25 protein-coding genes and 1 pseudogene are annotated in these 18,535 nt (G+C 39.8%); 6 read left to right on the top strand and 20 right to left on the bottom strand.

Annotated features, from left to right (window positions below):
* Window position 1 precedes the first annotated feature (1 nt).
* From BWD121_RS03195 to ssb, 13 genes are all read right to left on the bottom strand, one after another.
* On the bottom strand, window positions 2-430 hold the full coding sequence (locus BWD121_RS03195) for a hypothetical protein (RefSeq protein WP_240536682.1): 429 nt from the start codon (window positions 428-430) through the stop codon (window positions 2-4).
* Complete coding sequence (locus tag BWD121_RS03190) at window positions 427-1,884, bottom strand: hypothetical protein (RefSeq protein WP_078663240.1); 1,458 nt, start codon at window positions 1,882-1,884, stop codon at window positions 427-429. Before BWD121_RS03190 ends, BWD121_RS03195 begins: the two co-directional genes overlap by 4 nt.
* Entirely contained in the window at window positions 1,884-2,579 is a 696-nt protein-coding gene (locus BWD121_RS03185; RefSeq protein WP_078664050.1) for a hypothetical protein, read from the bottom strand. Before BWD121_RS03185 ends, BWD121_RS03190 begins: the two co-directional genes overlap by 1 nt.
* Window positions 2,580-2,637: 58 nt before the next feature.
* Window positions 2,638-3,069 (bottom strand): hypothetical protein, encoded by a 432-nt coding sequence (locus BWD121_RS03180; protein ID WP_078663239.1) that lies wholly within the window; start codon window positions 3,067-3,069, stop codon window positions 2,638-2,640.
* Between the two features lie 28 nt (window positions 3,070-3,097).
* The gene (locus tag BWD121_RS03175) at window positions 3,098-4,234 is read right to left on the bottom strand and encodes a N4-gp56 family major capsid protein (protein ID WP_078663238.1); all 1,137 of its coding nucleotides are present in this window, start codon (window positions 4,232-4,234) and stop codon (window positions 3,098-3,100) included.
* A 106-nt stretch (window positions 4,235-4,340) separates the two neighbouring features.
* Window positions 4,341-5,315, bottom strand: a complete 975-nt coding sequence (locus BWD121_RS03170) for a hypothetical protein (RefSeq protein ID WP_078663237.1) — start codon at window positions 5,313-5,315, stop codon at window positions 4,341-4,343.
* 18 nt (window positions 5,316-5,333) lie between these two features.
* Window positions 5,334-7,376, bottom strand: coding sequence for a portal protein (locus BWD121_RS03165; protein WP_078663236.1), 2,043 nt, complete (start codon window positions 7,374-7,376; stop codon window positions 5,334-5,336).
* Complete coding sequence (locus tag BWD121_RS03160) at window positions 7,361-8,686, bottom strand: phage terminase large subunit (protein ID WP_078663235.1); 1,326 nt, start codon at window positions 8,684-8,686, stop codon at window positions 7,361-7,363. The genes BWD121_RS03165 and BWD121_RS03160 overlap by 16 nt, the downstream gene beginning before the upstream one ends.
* 11 nt (window positions 8,687-8,697) lie before the next feature.
* Window positions 8,698-9,018, bottom strand: a complete 321-nt coding sequence (locus tag BWD121_RS03155; protein WP_078663355.1) for a hypothetical protein — start codon at window positions 9,016-9,018, stop codon at window positions 8,698-8,700.
* A gap of 302 nt (window positions 9,019-9,320) precedes the next feature.
* Window positions 9,321-9,590: a type II toxin-antitoxin system RelE/ParE family toxin gene (locus tag BWD121_RS03150; protein WP_078663354.1), complete on the bottom strand. Its 270-nt coding sequence runs from the start codon at window positions 9,588-9,590 to the stop codon at window positions 9,321-9,323.
* The gene (locus tag BWD121_RS03145; protein ID WP_078663353.1) at window positions 9,574-9,801 is read right to left on the bottom strand and encodes a DUF6290 family protein; all 228 of its coding nucleotides are present in this window, start codon (window positions 9,799-9,801) and stop codon (window positions 9,574-9,576) included. The genes BWD121_RS03150 and BWD121_RS03145 overlap by 17 nt, the downstream gene beginning before the upstream one ends.
* 105 nt (window positions 9,802-9,906) lie before the next feature.
* Window positions 9,907-10,443: a hypothetical protein gene (locus tag BWD121_RS03140; protein ID WP_078663352.1), complete on the bottom strand. Its 537-nt coding sequence runs from the start codon at window positions 10,441-10,443 to the stop codon at window positions 9,907-9,909.
* Window positions 10,444-10,458: 15 nt separating this feature from the next.
* Window positions 10,459-10,893 (bottom strand): single-stranded DNA-binding protein, encoded by a 435-nt coding sequence (gene ssb / locus BWD121_RS03135; RefSeq protein WP_078663351.1) that lies wholly within the window; start codon window positions 10,891-10,893, stop codon window positions 10,459-10,461.
* A gap of 312 nt (window positions 10,894-11,205) precedes the next feature.
* Here ssb and BWD121_RS03130 point away from each other — a divergent pair, with 312 nt between their 5' ends.
* Together BWD121_RS03130 and BWD121_RS03125 are read left to right on the top strand one after the other, a co-directional pair.
* The gene (locus BWD121_RS03130; RefSeq protein ID WP_078664057.1) at window positions 11,206-11,508 is read left to right on the top strand and encodes a type II toxin-antitoxin system RelE/ParE family toxin; all 303 of its coding nucleotides are present in this window, start codon (window positions 11,206-11,208) and stop codon (window positions 11,506-11,508) included.
* Window positions 11,495-11,806, top strand: coding sequence for an addiction module antidote protein (locus BWD121_RS03125; RefSeq protein WP_078663350.1), 312 nt, complete (start codon window positions 11,495-11,497; stop codon window positions 11,804-11,806). The genes BWD121_RS03130 and BWD121_RS03125 overlap by 14 nt, the downstream gene beginning before the upstream one ends.
* A 237-nt stretch (window positions 11,807-12,043) precedes the next feature.
* Here BWD121_RS03125 and BWD121_RS08220 read toward each other — a convergent pair.
* The 7 genes and pseudogenes from BWD121_RS08220 to BWD121_RS03085 all read right to left on the bottom strand — a co-directional run.
* A pseudogene (locus BWD121_RS08220) lies at window positions 12,044-12,340 on the bottom strand (Rha family transcriptional regulator); the annotation flags it as partial.
* A gap of 483 nt (window positions 12,341-12,823) precedes the next feature.
* The gene (locus BWD121_RS03110) at window positions 12,824-13,240 is read right to left on the bottom strand and encodes a hypothetical protein (RefSeq protein ID WP_197684860.1); all 417 of its coding nucleotides are present in this window, start codon (window positions 13,238-13,240) and stop codon (window positions 12,824-12,826) included.
* Window positions 13,230-13,730 carry a hypothetical protein gene (locus BWD121_RS08675; RefSeq protein WP_197684859.1) on the bottom strand — a complete coding sequence of 167 codons (501 nt, stop codon included), beginning with the start codon at window positions 13,728-13,730 and terminating at the stop codon, window positions 13,230-13,232. The genes BWD121_RS03110 and BWD121_RS08675 overlap by 11 nt, the downstream gene beginning before the upstream one ends.
* 53 nt (window positions 13,731-13,783) lie before the next feature.
* The gene (locus BWD121_RS08670; protein ID WP_078663347.1) at window positions 13,784-14,302 is read right to left on the bottom strand and encodes a YdaU family protein; all 519 of its coding nucleotides are present in this window, start codon (window positions 14,300-14,302) and stop codon (window positions 13,784-13,786) included.
* Complete coding sequence (locus tag BWD121_RS03095; protein WP_078663346.1) at window positions 14,292-14,618, bottom strand: DUF1376 domain-containing protein; 327 nt, start codon at window positions 14,616-14,618, stop codon at window positions 14,292-14,294. Before BWD121_RS03095 ends, BWD121_RS08670 begins: the two co-directional genes overlap by 11 nt.
* A gap of 105 nt (window positions 14,619-14,723) precedes the next feature.
* Window positions 14,724-15,422 (bottom strand): hypothetical protein, encoded by a 699-nt coding sequence (locus tag BWD121_RS08215; RefSeq protein ID WP_240536688.1) that lies wholly within the window; start codon window positions 15,420-15,422, stop codon window positions 14,724-14,726.
* Window positions 15,423-15,424: 2 nt separating this feature from the next.
* On the bottom strand, window positions 15,425-15,778 hold the full coding sequence (locus BWD121_RS03085) for a hypothetical protein (RefSeq protein ID WP_240536687.1): 354 nt from the start codon (window positions 15,776-15,778) through the stop codon (window positions 15,425-15,427).
* 101 nt (window positions 15,779-15,879) lie between these two features.
* Here BWD121_RS03085 and BWD121_RS03080 point away from each other — a divergent pair, with 101 nt between their 5' ends.
* The 4 genes from BWD121_RS03080 (at window position 15,880) to BWD121_RS03065 (ending at window position 18,535) form a co-directional block, all read left to right on the top strand.
* Window positions 15,880-16,200 (top strand): transcriptional regulator, encoded by a 321-nt coding sequence (locus BWD121_RS03080; RefSeq protein ID WP_051101984.1) that lies wholly within the window; start codon window positions 15,880-15,882, stop codon window positions 16,198-16,200.
* Window positions 16,201-16,438: 238 nt separating this feature from the next.
* Window positions 16,439-16,798: a hypothetical protein gene (locus BWD121_RS03075; RefSeq protein ID WP_078663343.1), complete on the top strand. Its 360-nt coding sequence runs from the start codon at window positions 16,439-16,441 to the stop codon at window positions 16,796-16,798.
* A 53-nt stretch (window positions 16,799-16,851) separates the two neighbouring features.
* A complete protein-coding gene (locus BWD121_RS03070) occupies window positions 16,852-17,676 on the top strand; it encodes an antA/AntB antirepressor family protein (protein ID WP_078663342.1) in 825 nt (274 codons plus the stop codon).
* 82 nt (window positions 17,677-17,758) lie between these two features.
* Window positions 17,759-18,535 carry a recombinase RecT gene (locus BWD121_RS03065; RefSeq protein ID WP_078663218.1) on the top strand — a complete coding sequence of 259 codons (777 nt, stop codon included), beginning with the start codon at window positions 17,759-17,761 and terminating at the stop codon, window positions 18,533-18,535.

Raw genomic sequence — 18,535 nt, 5'->3', positions numbered from 1 at the left:
GTTAAAGCTGCTTTCTATATTCTAAAAGATTAACGCAGTAGCCATGCGCTTTAAGAGATCTCTCCCATCCACGCCGGCCTATGATGATAAGCTCGTCTGCCCCTTGTTCTTTGTAATAGTCCTCAATATGTGGAATAATCTGACTTAAATGCTGCCCACCTGTTCCACCAAGCGTCACAATAACCGCACGCTTTACCCCTGTAATAAGATGATCCAATTGTGTAGTGATATGAGCCATAAAATTTTCGTGCTCATCAACGATAATCCAAAGAAGCTTTTCCCCTTTTAAAATATCGCTCAAAAGTGTCTCAAGATCATAATCATCGGGAAACTTATCAATAAAATAAGCAATCGATTTTAAGATATTACGCCAATAAGGTGCTATTTGTTCAGCACTCCATTGCTGTGTGTTATAAACTTTCAAATTCATCTGATACCTGCAGGTTTGAGCGTTACTTCAAAACCTGTCATATGCGTCCATGGTGTGCCTTCTGGTATTCTCAGACGCAACCCATGATAACGCGCTCGTGAGCGAATATTATACATCCCGTGATTATAGCCCGCATAACGTTCGTCTGCCCAATGAAACCGATTGTCATCATCCAGAATAAAAGCAGCCCCAACACTTAACAAACCCTCTGTTGTATCGGCTTGAACAAAAGCCTCACTCATCAGGTTGATCTGTCTTGTCGTATTACCCATCGTCTGTGAGGTAATCACCGCTTCCATCGGCGGGCCAGCAAAAAGCCCAAATCTATTGTCTTGATTAAACGCTCCTAAGACAGGGGCACCATTTTGCCATATCTTACTATCAAGAGAAGCGGGCAAATCTATCAAACGGTTAGAGACTTCATCGAGACCTTCTAAGGTATACCCCACTGCAAATAAGGGAAATAAGAAAAGATCATGCCCCTTGATGACACTCCATGTTTGCAAGATCCAATCATACACATAAATATGCATTCCAGCGATATCGTCATTGATCGAAAAGTATACCCGTGAATAAACTGGATCAATGCACGCGTGCATGTCATCAATAGAAAAGTTATGATAAAGTGTAAAAACCGTTTTATCGACTTTACCAAAACCAATAGGCAGCATCTCTCCTTCATTATTGATCTGGTAAAACCCATCATCAGCGACAAAGAAAGTATGTTCCCCACGGCTTGCAATGGCTGTGCTGCTTTTGGCTCCTATTTTATCCTTTACTTTCGTAAAACTAAATATAATCTTCGAGCCTGGTACAAATGTCGCATGGTAAATAGAAGATCGCATAAAAATAAATGGGTTGGTTGCTTGTGTTGAACCTTGAACATATTCACCATCTGGAAAATTTTGATAATCACAGCTGTTTTCCCCAACAGTCCAAAACTGCGCATCATTTAACCCTGACCAATGCACACGGTTTGGATAATCTGTAAGCTTCATCAAACAAACAAAATCACCCCAAACACGCACAATACCAGCCCGTGGAGGCTCCCCTCCCAAATCATCAAACCTCTCATCCTTTTTTAAAGAAAGCACCTGTGGTGCATCATTACTATTAACAGCAATGATATAATCCCCAAAAGAAGCAAATGACCAAGGTGCTGTCTCATTGGCATGATAGAGCGTATCAGGCTTGCTGATATCTTTCCATCCACGCGTACTATTATCAAACGCGTAAAGCTTGGTTGGTGAACCCACAATGATACGCACACCACCTGATGAGCGTACAGCATACACGCCTAAGATCTCATCGGGAAATGGTTCTGAAATAGGTGCAACCGTTGGAAAGGGAATATAAGCCTGAGGGGCAGGCAAAACATTCACAATCTCATTCGAATAGCCACTGTTTATAAATGCAGTGTCTGGTCTAAATTCAGCAATAGGGATAAAAGTCATCAGAAATCCGTGTGTTGAATCTGTGCAAAGTTTTTACGCCGTGAGGTCTCAATTTGAAGCGCGTTTAACTGCTCTTGAAACATCGCAAGGGCTGTTGCTGCCATCTGTGGTTCTTTGAGTATATTGGCATATAACTCATATTTTGCGCGGGTTTTGATAAGCTCATAAGCTTCCAAAAACCATACAGATGCTTGCCTCGCATTCTCAATAGTTTTAACCCGTATAGGATCAAGAATAAGCCTGATAGAATAAACATTATCGGGTGTTGGATAGAAAACAAGCCTTTGTGCAAAATAAGCATAGCGTGTGGGCAAACCACGATGAGCCTCATCAAACCCTTCAATCTCCATCGGATCTACCCGCAAAAGCTTTGACTTGCTATGATTATTCCCATCAATATAAGCATCAATAATCTGAATAGCTCCACTGATTGAAGGGTGAGCCTCATCTCCATATCGGCTTTTGCCTTGCAATGTGGTTAAAACAACCTCACGGCTTTCATTAAAATAAAAGGGAAACCGTTCACAAAAACGAATAGCTGAAAATATCACCTTTTGTACTTGGTCAACATATTCATTGGTTTGATCATCAATCTCATCTTGAATATCATCGACCATCTGAATGAAATTTTGATCATGAGGAACTATCTCTCCTTTTATCTCAAGGGGACCGCCTGTATGAATCGTAATAGCCATCAATAATATTCCCAACATTTAAAAAGGAGGGAGCGTAAGGAACAAACGCCCCCTTCTTTTAACGATTTGTGTAAAACTCAACAATGATCTCAGCATCCCCTTTGGAGCTTTTCTTGTCTCGTGTAACATAAATCGTATTTTCAAACTGAAGGGGAACGCTGCGTGCTTTTAAAGGCAATTCAACCTCTTTAACACCTTCCGCTTCAAGCACTTGTGTCCCATAATCACTGTCCCCTGGTTTTTTGCCAATCGTTGCAGTGGCCCCTTCAAAATCTGTCAGTGTATAAACAGTAATGCTTTTAATCAAAGCACCCCGTGGTAAAACACCAACCGATGTGGTAAGCCCTGTGTCACTTGCTTGTATACGTGAGCGAAAAAAGCTCACTTGTTGTGTATGAATATCACGCCCCTGCAAAACAGGTGGCATGCCCTCATCCGTTGTTTGTGTAAAATCAACAAATGTCTGTGTCATAAGACGTTGTTTTGTCATAATTAAATCCTACTCATTTCATTGATGTTTATACGTTATCTTCAGCAAAAGATGGAATGACAATGGTGCCAAAGTCTTGTGCTCCCTGATTAGAATAGGGTAAAGCGTAGCGTGGCTTTTTCATGCCAATAAGAGTCTTAGCAGCCACACCAAACTCACGTTCATAATCAAACATCTCTTCCACTAATTTATAGCGTGTTGCTCCATTGCCTTTCGCTCCACCATTAAAACGCCCATAAGCCATGATGATACTTTGTGCACCAAGCAAAACAGCACGCCGAACAGACAAAACAGGCTCTTTGGTCTTTGAATCAACACCATTGGGCACATGTTCAGATTCACGCAAAACAACACCATTATACATCCCTAATGATCCATCAAAAATGGGGTTTTTAGAGCGGCTTCCATTAAAAACTGCCTTGGTAATGTCAAGCCACTGACCAGGATCTGTATTGGTGCGCAATTGGGTCACCTGTATTGGGTGAAGATACATCACATAGACACTGTCTCCATTGATACGCACCGGTCTAATCTTAGGATTAGCCAGTTTTGCACGCTGCACAGCTTGATCAATCAATTTGAGATTAAACACATCCTCTTTCGCAAGCGTCTCATCCGTTTTTTTCTGACCTGGGCGAATAACACGCTTACTGCTTGGCTCTAAAGGTTCATTAAAACCATAATGCACAGGCTTAAGCGTTACGGTATGCCCTTCAAACTTCATCCATGGTGCTGTATAGCCTGCAGCCTGAATAAAGAACATCATGCTTAAACGGTCTGCATACCAATCAACAAGTCCATCCTTTGCTTCATTACGCAAGTTAAACAAAACACGTTGCTGATCAATCGATCCTTCATTTTTAACACGTACAGCATGAGAAAGCTCATTAATGCGTATCTTATCACTCATAAACTGAAGTGCTTCCTCATTGCCTTCCAGCGTTTGGCCCTCGCTAACACCATCACCCATAAGCTGAACACGCAATCCCATGGTGATTGAATCACCCGCTGATTTTCCTGATTCATCCTGAACTTGGATGACACTATTTTTGTTTGTCCCCATAAGCGGTGCAATAGACAACGCTTTTGAGGTCTCTGTATTGAGCATCTTAGCCCAAGCGCTAACCGCTAATGGGTCATTGATCGTTATTTGTGTTGTCGCCATTTTTTAAAATGCCTTTCTTCGTATTGTTTAAAAAATTGCCGCAAAAAGTACGGCATAACCAAGCACCATCACTTGGTTATCTCTGATGAGCTAAGATGCATGTCCTTCACATCCCGCTCATAATTTGTTCAAATTTCCCAGGATTTTTCTCAACCCATGCTGCAAACTCAGCTTCCGGCATGGAAGAAAGTGTTTTTACATCAACACCCCCTGTTGGAGCTTGCCCCCCACGGGCTGTCAATGTACGTGCTGCTGTTGTGCGTTCTTGAAGAGCACTCACATCATCTCTCATCTGTGGGCCAGAGTATCCAGACTTCTTTGCTTTTTGCACAAGAAACTCCACAGGGTTAATACCTGCCCTTTGACACTGCTTACATATATCACGCAATTGAGTGCCAAGTTGTTCTTGCCTTACCGCAGGGTCATTAAGTTGCGGATACAGATTGGCATTTTCTTTCAAATCATTGTCTGCATACTCATAAAGATAATCCATCATGCTATCTAAGTCAGGGTATTTATCTTGAACCTGTGCCTTGGCTGCTTCAAAATAATCCCCTAATTGCTGACGCTCATAGTGCTCTTGATTGACGCGCTCTTGTTGCTCTCTTATCGATGAAAACTCATGAAGCAATCTTTGCTGTTCTTGCACCTTCTGACTAAGCCATGCCATATGCGCCTTGGGATCCTTTTCCAAAGAAGGAACATTTTCATCAGAACGGCGCGTAATTTCTTGCTGCATGGTGGCATATTTTTGTGCCATCTCCAGTGCAAGCTCACGAGCCTCAGCAGCATCTTGCTCCGCTTTTTGACGCGCTTGGCGCTCTTGCTCTACAACACCGTAATCAGGCTTTTCAGACTCTTGCTCACCAGCATCATCATTTAACGGCTCTTGAGAAACCTCTTCTCCTGGCTGCTCAGATGCCTCATCTAGCCCACCTGTGTCATTTGCTCCATCTGTTTTAACATCTTGCTCAGGTTCATCCACTTGCACGCTTTCAATAGAATAATCGCCAACAGGAGAATTGCTTGCAAATTGTTCATCATAAAGGGCTTGTTCTTCAGGGGTTAATTTTTCTTCCATTGTTTCGTTCCTTTTCGTTTAAGTTTTGCCTCTGATGGTTGCTGCTCGATAACCTTCAAGCTCTATTTGTAATGCTCTGATCTGCATCTCTCGCTGGGTTATCTCATTTCTTGCTCTTTGCTGTTCAAGCTGCATACGCGCTTGTTCTTGCTTTAAGAAAAGCTCAATATTCTTTTGCTGCAGTGCCATTTGTTTGCTTTGGGCATCCAGTTGATTGAGCACGCCTTTCGCCTGAGTTTCTTGTTGAATGGCTGCAACTTTTGCTTGTTGCTCGGGGCTTAATTGTGGCCCTTGGTTTTGCATCATCATCTGCTGTTGTTGCTGTTGCATTTGCGCTTGCTGGGCTTTAGCCGTTAAACTGGCTACAAGAGTTGCTGGCAATGGCGAGAGTTTCAAAAGATCGGGGATCATATCAGGCGTTAAGAAATTCCCGAGCAACGGCAACATCTGAGTAACCGCTGCAAAGGTTCTTTCTTTCTCATTCGGACTGGTTGGTGAATCATCAACGATAATGTCATACTCAAGGGTGGTGACAGCCTCACGCGTTAAGGGTACATACTCAGCCTTCTCTGGTCCAGAAATGCGCACCAAACGACCATCGGAAAGATAGGTTTGAATCAGATAAAGAATGATCTTTCCTTGTCGGCACCGATACAGCTTTAAATTATCAAATAAACCTGCAAGCAAATTGAGTGTTGACTGGCGACGTGTATTCTCCAACACATTCGCCTGATTAACCTCCCTTGTTCCTATAAACTCAGCAGATAAACCTGTCACATGTGTAAGCGCCTCACAGGCCTCATTAAACAGCTGAAAGAAACCATTAGGAAACTCTGCACGTGGTTTAGACTGTATCATTCCACGAGTTAAAGCACCACTTTTAAGCCATGTGATTGTATCAGCCTTTGCCCAGCTCTCCACGGCCTGGCGCTCATCATCAAAAGCACCTCGTTCAGCCATAATCCCACCTTTAGCCTGGCTATTGAGGATATACATCACCTGACTAAAATATTTATTCGACCATTTTTGTGGGTCTTTCGCCGGCCTCACAATGCCATAAAACTGGTTTTTAAGCTTATCCAACGTGCCTGTAATGCACTCCCATCCAAGTTGCCCATCAGGCGCTAATGGTCTGTCAGGCTTGCCTAAAAGACGACGCCCTAAAAAAGCACGCTTAACCACCTTTTTATGAAAGCTCGCTCCTTGGATTTGCGGCACAAGCATTTGCAGTTGTTCAAACTCTTGGGCACTATAATCACGCATCTGTCCTGTTTGAAGATCAGGTGCTTTGTAATAGGTCTCATGTTCAAACCAACGACACTCAACAAGCGTGACATAGCGTTTCCTTGAAACGGCATCTATCCTATTATTGTCATCACTATAAGCATCAAGGGAAACATGATAATCTTCAAGATCGGTTGTGTTATCGACAGCCCAATCAGCATTCAGATCTTCACTGGCCACATTGGGAAACAAGCTTTTTGCATCCTCAATGGGCTTGCGATCAACATACCACATACGCTGTGCATCAACCAGATTAGGCCTTACAGCATTCACATCCCACACCATCTTGAGTGGATCTAAGCGTCTTACTGTGGGTTTACCTTCAGGGTTTTCTTCATAATCAAGCCGTGTATCTGTCCACCCCATACCGCAAATGACCATATCTTGAAAGGCATCGGAATCGGCATATTCAGCTTCAGCTTCATCACGAAACCATTCTGCTGCTCCGGTGAGTAATTCATTGGATATCGCTGCACCAACTTGTCTTGGTTGAAACTGCACTTCCCGTTTATTGTTACGCTCTGCTCCAACAATGGCATTCACCAAAGGAGCAATACGGTTAAACGTCATCACAGGGCGCCGCTGTGCCTTTAAAACAGCTAAATCTTCTTCTGCCCATTGACGTCCATTATAAAAGTCAAAGTCTTCACGCGCTTGCTCACGCCATTCATTGGCATGCTCTATATCTTCTGCATACCAAGACTTAAGACGTCTATAAAGCGCATCATCATCAAGACTTGTCGTCTTTTGTACATCGTTTTCTAAAATGCCATCCATGATGCCGTTTCTCTTTCTGTCGCGCTATAACGCTCTGGTTTTGATGGAGTACGTGGTGCTTCATAAACAGTGCACATCAAACCAAAGGCATCGGCTCCATGACTTGCCCAGTCATGTTCAGCACCCAAACCAATGGCGCGCTTTTCATCCCATTTTTCGTGATACCAATTTAACGCCTTACGGCCAGCAACCGTTGTTTCTTCATGAAACCAAACACAAGGTAAAATACGACGCACCGCTTCAATGCGCATCTTAACAGCCCCTGCTCCTTGATTGGGCACAACCTGTGTGTCAAAACCAGCCTCATTTAAAGCACTCTCAAAGCTCACATTATAAACACGGTCTCTTGTCGCCCCATCATGAGGAAGCACCATCACTGCCTTGTCATAACCATTATGACGCAACCATCCTATATGCTCCGATAAGGGTTGACCTTGTGCTTCATAATAATCAAGCACCCTGATCTCTCTTCCCACAAACTGTGCAATCCATATAGCCGTTGCGTCAGCTTTAGCTCCAGTGCCCCCAATATCCCAAAAAGCACGAATGGGCATTAAAGGATCACGTGCAACATGCCCTATGCGCCCCTCTTGCTCTGCTGCTAACATCTCCTTTTGAAAATAAGCCCCTTGCACAGCTTTAAGATAATCACCCTCCCAAATATGCTTATAGCTCTCAGGACGGTTTTGAAGATCATCAAGACGTACTCTTTGCAGCTTTTGGGGAAACAAAGGATTATCAGACCAGTTAACTTCTACTCCTTTAATGTTTTCGTCCTTTGTAAAACGAAAGCGTCTTTCAACAGGTGCATTCTCACGCAACGGATTCCACGTCACCCAAAGCTCTGCACGCCAGCCCTCTCCTTCTTCCCGCAATGTCGGTATCAGTGTTTGCCAAGCCGTTTCTGTCACAGGTTCAGCTTCATCAACCCAACAAAGCAAAATACGTCCCATCGACTTAATGCTCGCAATATTGCGATCTAGCCCCGAAAACTGAAAAGATATACGTCCATCTTTCGACTTAATGGACGACTCTCCAACGTTGTAATAATCCTTTAAAAAATCATAAGTCTCAATCGCTCGTTTAATCTCTTGCAATGAACTCTCAGCAAGCGAATTTTGAAACTGGCGAGCACAAAGGATAATCCCTGATATCCCACCCATACCATATTCATAGCCCTTTAAGGCCGCCATTAAGGCAAAGGACCTTGTCTTTCCTGATCCTCGCCCTCCCCACGCAGCACGCACATCAGCAGCTCCTTGAAACAAGGGGATTAATTTCTCGATGATCACAACTTGAGCTGTAGCCATCTCAATTACCCTTAAACAGCATCTTTGTCCTTGATAACAGGTGCTACAATCTCAACACGTGTAATCATCTTGATGGCTTCATCATTTTCACCGGTAACCTGCAAAGGCAAGATCTTTCCCAACAACGCTAAATAAGCAGCGGGGCATTTTACAGCCTGGCGTTCAAGATAAGAGATCAGCCCTTCATTGCCATATTTGTTGCCAGCCTGCTCTGCTGCCTTAATCACAGCCTCTTTAAGTATACGCGTTGTCTTATTGGGAACACCTTTCACACGCCCTGCTCCTGCATTAGGTGGTGTTCCCTTCACAGGCTTATCTGATCCAGATGCCATGGGGGATTCCTTTAAAGTGATCTAAACAAAAAAGACCTCACTCTCGGGAGGAAGAGAGGAGGTCAATTAATGTCAATAAATAAAAATGAATAAACTGGATTGCTTTAACAAAAAACCCCGCTTTCGCAGGGCTTTCAAAGGTATAAAAATGTATTACATATCCTAATTTTAGGCGCAGCAAAATCAGCACCACGATGTCATTAAATACTACTTTTACCTCCCTGTCAACTAAAAAATCATGATCTGGTATTTTTTATCTCAATTAATCTAAATATGGTATTTTCTAAGCGCAAATGGTCATTTTAGTTTTTATATATATTTTTTCTATGTCCCACAGCCAAAACCAAGACCAAAAGCTCTTTATCGTGGAGATCACATAATATCCTGTAATCTCCCACACGATATCTCCACAAACCTGATAATGGACCTTTCAAAGGCTTACCCACTACACGCACATCTTCAAGCAGAGCAATATGCTTATCTAAAAAATCAACAATCCGTCGTGCTTCTTTTTTATCACATTTTTTTAAAAAATTGAGAGCCTTTTTTTCATATCTAATCGTCCAAGCCAAGCTCTTTCCTCACCTCTTCAGAGCTATAAAAAGTAGCATTTCCCTTTCGAACACGTTCTCTTACTTGTGAAGCTAAATAATAATCCTCAGCTTCCTCTATTCCCTGTTCAATAATCTCACGCAAATAAAAAGACTTTGTACGTCCTGTTTTAAGGGCTAAATTATTTAAACGCGTTTCAAGCTCACTTGGCAATCGAATAGATATCGTCATAGTACATTCCTCACCTTTTGTGTTCATTGTAATACAAGTATAACGCATTGTACAGAAAAACGTTTTACGTCATGTCTTTTTTTTCGAAAGTTTGTGTATCTTATTTTAACGCTTTTGCGAAAAAAACTTATGAAGAGCATTCAGAGCAATGTATAGAGAACTGACAAGATGTTTTAGTTGTTGGTCTTCTATAACAATATACTGCAACGCAGCATGTAGATTATACTGACGATATAATCCTTGTGTTTCTCTAATAACGTCTCGCACAGCTTCATAACGATCAGTTGTTATTTTAACCCACTTTTCAAGACTATCTTGATCGTGGCTAGCCGTTACACCGTCATAATAACCACCCTGCAACCCTTTCGCACACAAATAATCATCTCTTACCTGAATATACTGTTGTGACGCATCATACTGATCTTGATTAATCTTTTTTTCCAATAAATATAACCGCCCTACATAAGTGCCCATAATCGGGTTTTTCGCATCTTGAATACTCACCCCATAACGTTTTGCACGCATTTCAAGAGTTAACTGATCAACAGGCTTACGAGGCGTTTTTGCACGCGAGATACGTCCATTGGGTTCTCTTATTTGACCTTCTATTCTAGGTCTTCCCCGTTTCTTACGTTTTTTCATCAGTAAACCTAGTAATTAAAACGGGACATCATCATTCAAAGTTGTTTCTAAGTACTGCTTATCCTCTTGCTCCATCGCTTCCAAAGCCATATCAATACCATCTTTTTGAATGCTATTAAGGATCCTCAATTCACCCTTATATTGCGGCAAAACAATTTCTGTTGTGTAACGTGTTTGCCCACTTTTATCTTGCCATTTACGCGTCTGTAATTGACCTTCAACATAAACCTTGGAACCTTTGCCCAGATACTGAAGTGCAACCTTTGCAAGATGTGGATTAAAAACCACGACAGAATGCCATTCTGTTTTATCTACCTTTTCACCTGTTGCTTTATCTGTATAGCTCTGTGACGTGGCTATACGAAAGTTCACTACCTCTGCACCAGATGCCATTGTCCTGCTCTCAGGATCGGCACCAAGATTACCGACTAAAATTACTTTGTTGATCATGTTGGATATCTTTTCTAAGAAAAATTATGTGTGTGTTTTAATGAAACAAAATATAGGAATAAAAAACTATTTTTTCTATATTTTACAGAATTATATCACAATATATTAAACTATTTAATATAAATAAACAAAATAAATAACTGAAAATAAACATTTTATAGCATTTTACAAATATCTAAATGTTTTTCTCATCTTATACTCATAACTAACTGATAAAACTAATAAAATGGCTTCTATAAATGAAAAGTTTGTCTGTCACTGAAACAAAAGATTGTGTTTGACATTGCAACAACTGTATCTTATAAGTTACATATGTTTACAGTGTACAAGACAAAATATTTCATACAGTGGCTAGATTCTTTAAAAGATGAGATTGCGCAAGCACACATTGTGACACGGATAGCAAGAATAGAAACGGGGCTTCTTGGTAATGTAAAATTCTTTCATGGCATTGGAGAATTAAAAATAAATCATGGCCCTGGCTATCGGGTTTATTTTATAAAACAAGGGCAAGAAATTATTTTACTCCTTAATGGCGGTAATAAATCTACCCAACAAAAGGATATCGAAAAAGCCCTGAGAATAGTAAAGGAACTCAAACATGGAAATCACTAAATTTGATACAAGTGAGTATTTTAAAACTCCTGAAGCTCAACAAATTCTTTTACAAGACGCTTTAGAAACTAAAAATAGTCAGTATCTTGCACATGTTCTTGGGATAATAGCAAAAAACCAAGGAATGAGCAAAATCGCTAAAAACGCTGGGTTGTCAAGAGAATCTCTTTATCGCTCTTTAAGCGACAAAGGTGATCCTAAACTCTCAACCTTTCTTAATGTTTTGAGTGCCTTAAATTTGCAAATTAGCTTAACACCCACCCAAAATAAAGAACACACATCTTTAGAAAAAGCTTAAACAACACTTTCCCCATTTTTAGGGGAAAGGTATGAGTTATATTTCTTTCAATTAGGCAGCCTTTGCAACAGGGCTTTCTAAAACACGTCTTACTTCTGTTGTAACTGATTTGTAATGTTCAAGCTCGTTTTCGAGATCATTTACATCTGACAGACGTCTTGCAATTACTCCTAAAACTTTACCAATACCTGAGGGCGATTTAAATAAATCACGAGAAAATAATTCATGATCGAATCGTAATTGACTTTCGAGTTCCATCCAACGATCAATAATTTTAGCACGTAACACTGTACTATAACCTGAGATTAAAATAAGGCACTCACGTTTAGGAAGATTGTAGCAAGGGCGGCTTTCCCCTTTTTTATCAAAGTAATTACCGACAAAATTAACCACCCCAAATTTGGGGGCGTTAAGTTCTTCAAGCATTTTCTTGATATCACGCATAACATGGTCATGCCTTTTACCACACAATTTTGCAATTTCACGACTAGACATTGTCAGTATAGTTTGTGTGTTGTTTACTAAATCGTTCATGATGAACTCCTGTGAAAGTTAAAGGTTTTTCATTGACACTCAAAAAAGAGCGCCGGGCGCTGAAAAACACGGTTCACAGTCCGTCGTTATGTTTTCCCCGTGAGGGTCTTGTATAGCATAACTACACCCGACAAGATCACTATACGCTACACGCATACAACGAGTCAAAGTCTTTAAAAATGCACGGAAAATTGATTATTTCGGTAACCAATCCGCTGTGAAGTGAAGGTGTTTTTCAAGCACCTGATTTGCACATAAACGCATTTCCTTAATCTTGTCAAGATTCTTTGCAAAAAACGTTTTATAAATTTCATAATTATCATCCTGATTTTTACATCTGTTGTAATTTCCTTAAATTAGCCCCGTACAGAGCATTCTATGTTCCCAATGTGGAATTCATCAAAAAACTTCTAAATCTCTCTCTAAGGTGCCTTTCTGTCGATTTAAACGCATATCTAATCCAAAAGTGATCACCATTTCTCTCTATTTTGCTGTCTCAAATGTTTTGCGAAGTTCTTTTCTAAAAGCTTCCAGACGTTCTGACGTTACCAACTTCTCCTGTTTCTTGCTCTCTAACTCGGGCTTTTGAAGATCTTTAAGAATACACCTAGCATTTGTGCGAATACGGTGTTCAACTTTTTCACAGTAATGATAAAAATCTGCTGTTGATGGCATAAAGGTCGTGTTTAATCCTTCTGCTTTTCCTTTCAAGGCATCCTTTGTCGCCGTTTGCAATACCCAGCTGCTTATGCCATCAAGAGCGTAGAAATACGCAAGCGATGTTGATTTTTCATCTGATCCTAATTGGTTTTTTAAACCGCTTGAAAGGACAAGATACGCTGTTTGGATTTCTTCCTCAGTGGCCTTTTTCTCAAGTTTTTTCAGTGCATCATGGACCAATGAGGTAGCTTTCTTCGCTTCTGCAATCGATGGTTTTTGCCCCGTCTTCCAAAGGAACGGTGGTTCTTTCGTCATCCTCGAATAAAAATTTGAAAACACTGTCTGAAGTTTTGATATTGGACATGTGCTGTGCAACTCGATAATTCCACCCACGTTGTTGTTTTGTTTGTTCAATGCCTGGTTTTCCATAGTTTTTTCCTTTCTTAAGATCCTCGACAGCCTTTCTTACCCAGTTACGCCATGTTGCTGGCCAATCCGTTTTGGTTGCACCTTGACCAGACTTGGCTTTCCAATAATCTCGAAATTTTTCAATCTCGACTTTAACCCGCTCTGGAGGCAATCCCTCTTGAATTGCAAAATCGTAATCAGGTTCGAAATCCTCAGGAATGCGACATCCCCGTTCACTCCTAGACCGTTTGGTTTTCTTTTCAGTGCTTTTTTGCTGTGAAATGGGTGATTGGTTTTCTGATGAGGGTGTATCGTGATCCAACTGCTGCTCAACAGCATCATCGGTTGTTTCACTCTGAACCGAAACTTCAGTTGCTAAATCTTCTGAAGCATTTTCTTTTTTGATAACACGATAGTGTTAGTTTTTTTATATATCTGGTTCTGATTCTGGATAGCTTGATTTTGCTTGTCGTTTGCTTGAAGCAAAAAATCGTTTTGCTTATCGTTTGCTTCAACAAAATCATTAGCAAATTGTTTTTTAAGCATTTTTGCTTGTACACCTTTTTTTCCAGCTTCACTGCGCACTTGTGATATATGCTCTTGTTTATCAGTAAAATCTTTAAGCTCTTCTTCAACACGAAGATTCCATAATCCTTCATCTGTTTGGATTAACTTGTCATTTTTGATTAAATAATCGACAACAGTTGTGAACTTTTTTTGAGTGCAATTGCATATGCGTGCAAGTGTTTTGAAATCTTCTTTCACAGGTGACTTTTTGTCATACATGCGAATAAGAAGCATAATATAAATTCCTCTTTGCTCTGGTGTCATTCCGCCTGTACCGCTGGTCCAGTCATCCAGGTAGAATCTTATCCACGGCATTTTAGTTGACATAGCTTTCCCCCTTTTTTTCTGAAGATGTACTACTGATATCAAGATCAACTGCTGATGATGTGTACCACAAACGGCCACTCTCTAAACGAATGATATAACCACGGCTCATTAAAGATTCTAATATGTTTCGAAACGTCCACGCTGAACAGCTGCACAAACTTGATAAATGAGAAGCATCATTAAAAATAGGTGCGCGCTCATGAAGCATGAGCAAGACCAGTGTTGTATAAATAGCTGTTTCTTTTGGCTTCAAAAGCATAAGCTCAATTAAAAATTGGCCAGGATAAAATTTTACCCAGGATGATTTCGTGGCCATCACATATCTCCTTCTTTCTTTAAGTATAAAATTGCCCAGCCTGTCTTCGTGCCTCTAAACAAAGACAGAAAAGCGTGTCAGTCATCTGACGTTTCGTTAAAATGTTTATCTAAACTGGTTTAAAGCCGGGGAAGACTGCCAACAATTAAAAATACCACTTGCAAAGCATATTTCGTCTTTAATCTTTGCATTTTCATAAACTCGTGTATCGCCACAAATGTGTGTATTATAGCCAGCTTTTACATCCCCATAAACATGCGCATTTTCATATACCCGTGCATCCCTATAAACGTGAGCATTACCGTAAACAAAAGCATCATCATAAACGCGTGCATCATCATAAACTTGTGCATCACCGGAAATTTCTGCATTATCATATACTCGTGAATCACGGTAAACTTGTGCGCGACCGTAAACACGAGCATTGTCGTAAACACGAGCATGATCATAAACCCAAGCACCACCGTAAACTTCTGCTTTACCGGAAACATATGCATTACCACAAATATGAGCATCATCATAAACCTGTGCACTACCGCAAACCCGTGCATTAATGCTAACTTCTGCATCACCGTGAACGCGAGCATTTTCGTAAACTAGTGCACCATACCCAACCCAACAATCACCATCATGAGAAAGATTATCTTCTTTCTCTATAAGACCACCAAGCTCACCGGCGCTAACATTACCAAAATCTCTTAAGGCTCTAATTCGGTAAAGAGTACAGATATATGCCTTATTAAAACTGAAAGGCTTAAACAACGTACCTTCTTCTACAAACTCGTATTTCTTTGATATACTCATCTCTACCCACCTAATGACTGTTGCGCATCGGTTTGCTCATACCCTGCCCTGCTTACTACACAACCATCTACAAACTCACACGATGGGGGTGTTTCTTTTTTCTGCATTAAGTCTTGCAAACGCTCGGGATAAAAGAAATCATCAGGACGTAAGTCTATGTCGTTGCGTTTAGCGTAATTCAAAAGCATAACTTGATATTTAGCGGGAATAATGCCACCTTTTCCTTCACGCTTCTCAAAAGGATAAGTCCATTTTCTGACTACAACAACGTTGCGATTAATAATATTAGCAACTGCCTGGTATCCACCAAGATACGTAATTATAAGTTTTGCTGTTTCTGTACATGTTTTTATCATGTATAATAAATACGATATAAGAAACATTTAGTCAATACGATAAACGTATTTATATTTTTTTAATTATTGTAAGACTTTTGAAAATGAGAAATAATTCAAATATGGTTAAACAAAGAGAGCTAAAAATTTGGATAAAAAAGGAACTCGATAAAATGGGCCGTGGAAGTCAAGCAAAACTTGCAGCCCATCTTGGAGTGCGTAGACCAGCTATATCTAACATTGTTAATCTTAATCCAGATAAAGAAATGAGAGATGTTAAAGCCGATGAGCTTGTTAAAATTATGGAGTTTTTTAAAGATTCTTCACCTGTTTCTGGATTTTGCTCAGATGATTTTCTTTATTTATATTCTCAAGCGAATGATTCTGAAAAAAAGATTGTTGAGGACCTTTTAAAATCTTTGCTTGCAGCACGAAATTTATAAAAGCTATTTTTTCCTTTTCAGATAACTTATCTAGCATTACAGATAACTGTTTTTCTCTTTCATTGTTTAGCATAACATTCCCAACTTATATTTAAAATCATAATTATTATGTGGATTATAAATCCAAAAAAATACGTATATCGTAATTTATTTCTTGACTAATTATTACGAAAAGCGTATTAATATCCCCATAACTTAGAAAGAACCATTTGCCAACGTGAATGAGAGGGGATGGAAAATGAATAAACAGGTTTTTGTAGGTGCGAATGAAATCTTGTTGATTGTGTCTACTTATGACGATGATTACTACGCTAAGCCTGGACCAATTGATGAAACTGAAATCATGGACATTGTGGGGCAGATGGAAACCGTTGTGAGCATTCTTCGCATTGATCTTATGTCAAACCGCTATGATGATATTTCTGAAGAAGTTGCTGAACTTTATGTTCAAAAATACTTAGACGATTATGACAATTATTACTTTGTAGAGGACGATCCGTATCATTTTATAGCTCACAGCTGTGCATACAGTGATGTCTTAGACAAGATAGAAGAACGGGAATATCAAAATCCATTCTACAGTACTTGTCAGCAATAATATTTTCTTTTCAACACATCTGAAAAATCAATCCAAACACTATGAGGTCTGCAATGGAAATGCCTATCGCCATTTGGGAACACACAATTAATCAAGAAACTGTACAAACAGTCAATGCACGTGAGTTGTATACGTTCTTGGAAGTTAACTTCAATTTTAACGATTGGATAGCTAATCGTATTAAAGAGTACGGTTTCCTAGAAAATAAGGACTTTGTGAGTTTTACTAAAATTTTAGTAAAATCCAAACAAAACGCTCGTCCAAGTACAGAATACTACCTTACTTTAGACATGGCTAAAGAACTTGCTATGATTGAACGTAATGAGAAAGGTAAGCAAGCTCGTCAATATTTCATTGAGTGTGAACGAAAAACAAAACAAATGAACCCTTCTCAAATTGACTATTCTAATCCTCAGGTCATCTTAGGTGTTTTTACGTACTTAAAAAATGAAAATGAACGTAAAGATTATATCATTGCTGAATTAACACCAAAGACAGAAGCACTTAAACCTTTAGAACGCTCTGATGATTTGCTTAGTATAAATGATGTAGCAAAAATGTTAGACATGTGTCCTGAAGATTTAGCGAACTATTTGATTAATCGTCGTTGGATTTATTGTCGTACTGATAAAAGTTTGATGCCTTATTATAGTAAAATCAATGAAGGATTGATGGCTTATATACCCGAAACCATTCAAACAATCAGTGGACGAGAAAGAACCGTTCCTAGCGCAAAAATTACATCTAAAGGATTAAAACGCCTGAGTATGATACTCTGCAAACAAATCCACACTCAAGAAGAAATTAACGGCTTTGCTAATGCCAAAGTTGCTGATTTTAAAAGAACAGCAACAACGTTTTCTTCTCAATACATCTAAAAATTAATTCAAACACACCTTTTTCAAAACACGCGTGCTTCACGCCACAGGTGGGGTGTACCCAAAGTTAAGGATAACGATAATGACAACTCCTCTCGTTGCAAAAATGGCGCAACAATATGATTTATCAGAACAAGAATTTCGTGAAGCAATTTTCAAAACATGTATTAGCGGTAATATTTCTAATGCTGAGTTTTTGGTCTTTGTTTATCTTGCCAAAAAATATGGATTAGACCCTCTAAACAAAGAAATATATGCCATCCCTAAAAGAGGGGGCGGCATTATCGCAACTGTCTCTGTTGATGGGTGGCTTAAGGTCATAAATTCACACCCTAGTCTCGATGGGGTAGAACTTGAAGAAAACTTTGATAATGAAGGCAATCTGTTTTCTGTTACGTGCACTATACATTTAAAAGATAAGAAATATCCCATAAAAATCACAGAATATCTCAAAGAATGTAAGCGAAATACAGAACCTTGGAATCAATGTCCTGCTCGCATGTTACGTCATAAGGCACTGATACAGTGTGCTCGTTATGCATTCGGTTTATCTGGTATCTATGATGAAGATGAAGCTGATCGTATTAATGAGGCTAACTATCTCCCCCAAAACGAGAGAATATCTCATGATTTACTTGAGCAAATCAAAGATTTAATGGAACAAACAAAAACAGAAGAAGCAAAAGTACTCTCTTATGCAAAGGTCACAAATCTCGCAGAAATGTCTCATGAGACAGGGCAAATTGTTTTAAGGCGTTTGGAAGCAAAACAACACTTACAAATGGAAGAAGCACAACAAGCTTTACCTTTACCAAAACAACCACACACACCAATTCAACAAGCTTCAACGGGGGTGTGA

The organism is Bartonella sp. WD12.1, from assembly GCF_002022415.1.
In the GTDB taxonomy this organism is placed as follows: domain Bacteria; phylum Pseudomonadota; class Alphaproteobacteria; order Rhizobiales; family Rhizobiaceae; genus Bartonella.
Note: the sequence above shows the minus strand (reverse complement) of the source record. Positions and strands in the feature narration are given on the sequence as shown.

What these genes read in the sequence shown, in the direction of transcription:
- BWD121_RS03075 (WP_078663343.1), top strand. Translation starts at nt 16,439, where the DNA reads ATGAATAAACAGGTTTTTGTAGGTGCGAATGAAATCTTGTTGATTGTG.
- BWD121_RS08215 (WP_240536688.1), bottom strand. Translation starts at nt 15,422, where the DNA reads ATGAGTATATCAAAGAAATACGAGTTTGTAGAAGAAGGTACGTTGTTT.
- ssb (WP_078663351.1), bottom strand. Translation starts at nt 10,893, where the DNA reads ATGATCAACAAAGTAATTTTAGTCGGTAATCTTGGTGCCGATCCTGAG.
- BWD121_RS03145 (WP_078663353.1), bottom strand. Translation starts at nt 9,801, where the DNA reads ATGACGATATCTATTCGATTGCCAAGTGAGCTTGAAACGCGTTTAAAT.
- BWD121_RS03125 (WP_078663350.1), top strand. Translation starts at nt 11,495, where the DNA reads ATGGAAATCACTAAATTTGATACAAGTGAGTATTTTAAAACTCCTGAA.
- BWD121_RS03140 (WP_078663352.1), bottom strand. Translation starts at nt 10,443, where the DNA reads ATGAAAAAACGTAAGAAACGGGGAAGACCTAGAATAGAAGGTCAAATA.
- BWD121_RS03080 (WP_051101984.1), top strand. Translation starts at nt 15,880, where the DNA reads ATGGTTAAACAAAGAGAGCTAAAAATTTGGATAAAAAAGGAACTCGAT.
- BWD121_RS03155 (WP_078663355.1), bottom strand. Translation starts at nt 9,018, where the DNA reads ATGGCATCTGGATCAGATAAGCCTGTGAAGGGAACACCACCTAATGCA.
- BWD121_RS08670 (WP_078663347.1), bottom strand. Translation starts at nt 14,302, where the DNA reads ATGTCAACTAAAATGCCGTGGATAAGATTCTACCTGGATGACTGGACC.
- BWD121_RS03185 (WP_078664050.1), bottom strand. Translation starts at nt 2,579, where the DNA reads ATGGCTATTACGATTCATACAGGCGGTCCCCTTGAGATAAAAGGAGAG.
- BWD121_RS03190 (WP_078663240.1), bottom strand. Translation starts at nt 1,884, where the DNA reads ATGACTTTTATCCCTATTGCTGAATTTAGACCAGACACTGCATTTATA.
- BWD121_RS03170 (WP_078663237.1), bottom strand. Translation starts at nt 5,315, where the DNA reads ATGGAAGAAAAATTAACCCCTGAAGAACAAGCCCTTTATGATGAACAA.
- BWD121_RS03070 (WP_078663342.1), top strand. Translation starts at nt 16,852, where the DNA reads ATGGAAATGCCTATCGCCATTTGGGAACACACAATTAATCAAGAAACT.
- BWD121_RS03180 (WP_078663239.1), bottom strand. Translation starts at nt 3,069, where the DNA reads ATGACAAAACAACGTCTTATGACACAGACATTTGTTGATTTTACACAA.
- BWD121_RS03095 (WP_078663346.1), bottom strand. Translation starts at nt 14,618, where the DNA reads ATGGCCACGAAATCATCCTGGGTAAAATTTTATCCTGGCCAATTTTTA.
- BWD121_RS03165 (WP_078663236.1), bottom strand. Translation starts at nt 7,376, where the DNA reads ATGGATGGCATTTTAGAAAACGATGTACAAAAGACGACAAGTCTTGAT.
- BWD121_RS03130 (WP_078664057.1), top strand. Translation starts at nt 11,206, where the DNA reads ATGTTTACAGTGTACAAGACAAAATATTTCATACAGTGGCTAGATTCT.
- BWD121_RS03065 (WP_078663218.1), top strand. Translation starts at nt 17,759, where the DNA reads ATGACAACTCCTCTCGTTGCAAAAATGGCGCAACAATATGATTTATCA.
- BWD121_RS03160 (WP_078663235.1), bottom strand. Translation starts at nt 8,686, where the DNA reads ATGGCTACAGCTCAAGTTGTGATCATCGAGAAATTAATCCCCTTGTTT.
- BWD121_RS03175 (WP_078663238.1), bottom strand. Translation starts at nt 4,234, where the DNA reads ATGGCGACAACACAAATAACGATCAATGACCCATTAGCGGTTAGCGCT.
- BWD121_RS03085 (WP_240536687.1), bottom strand. Translation starts at nt 15,778, where the DNA reads ATGATAAAAACATGTACAGAAACAGCAAAACTTATAATTACGTATCTT.
- BWD121_RS03195 (WP_240536682.1), bottom strand. Translation starts at nt 430, where the DNA reads ATGAATTTGAAAGTTTATAACACACAGCAATGGAGTGCTGAACAAATA.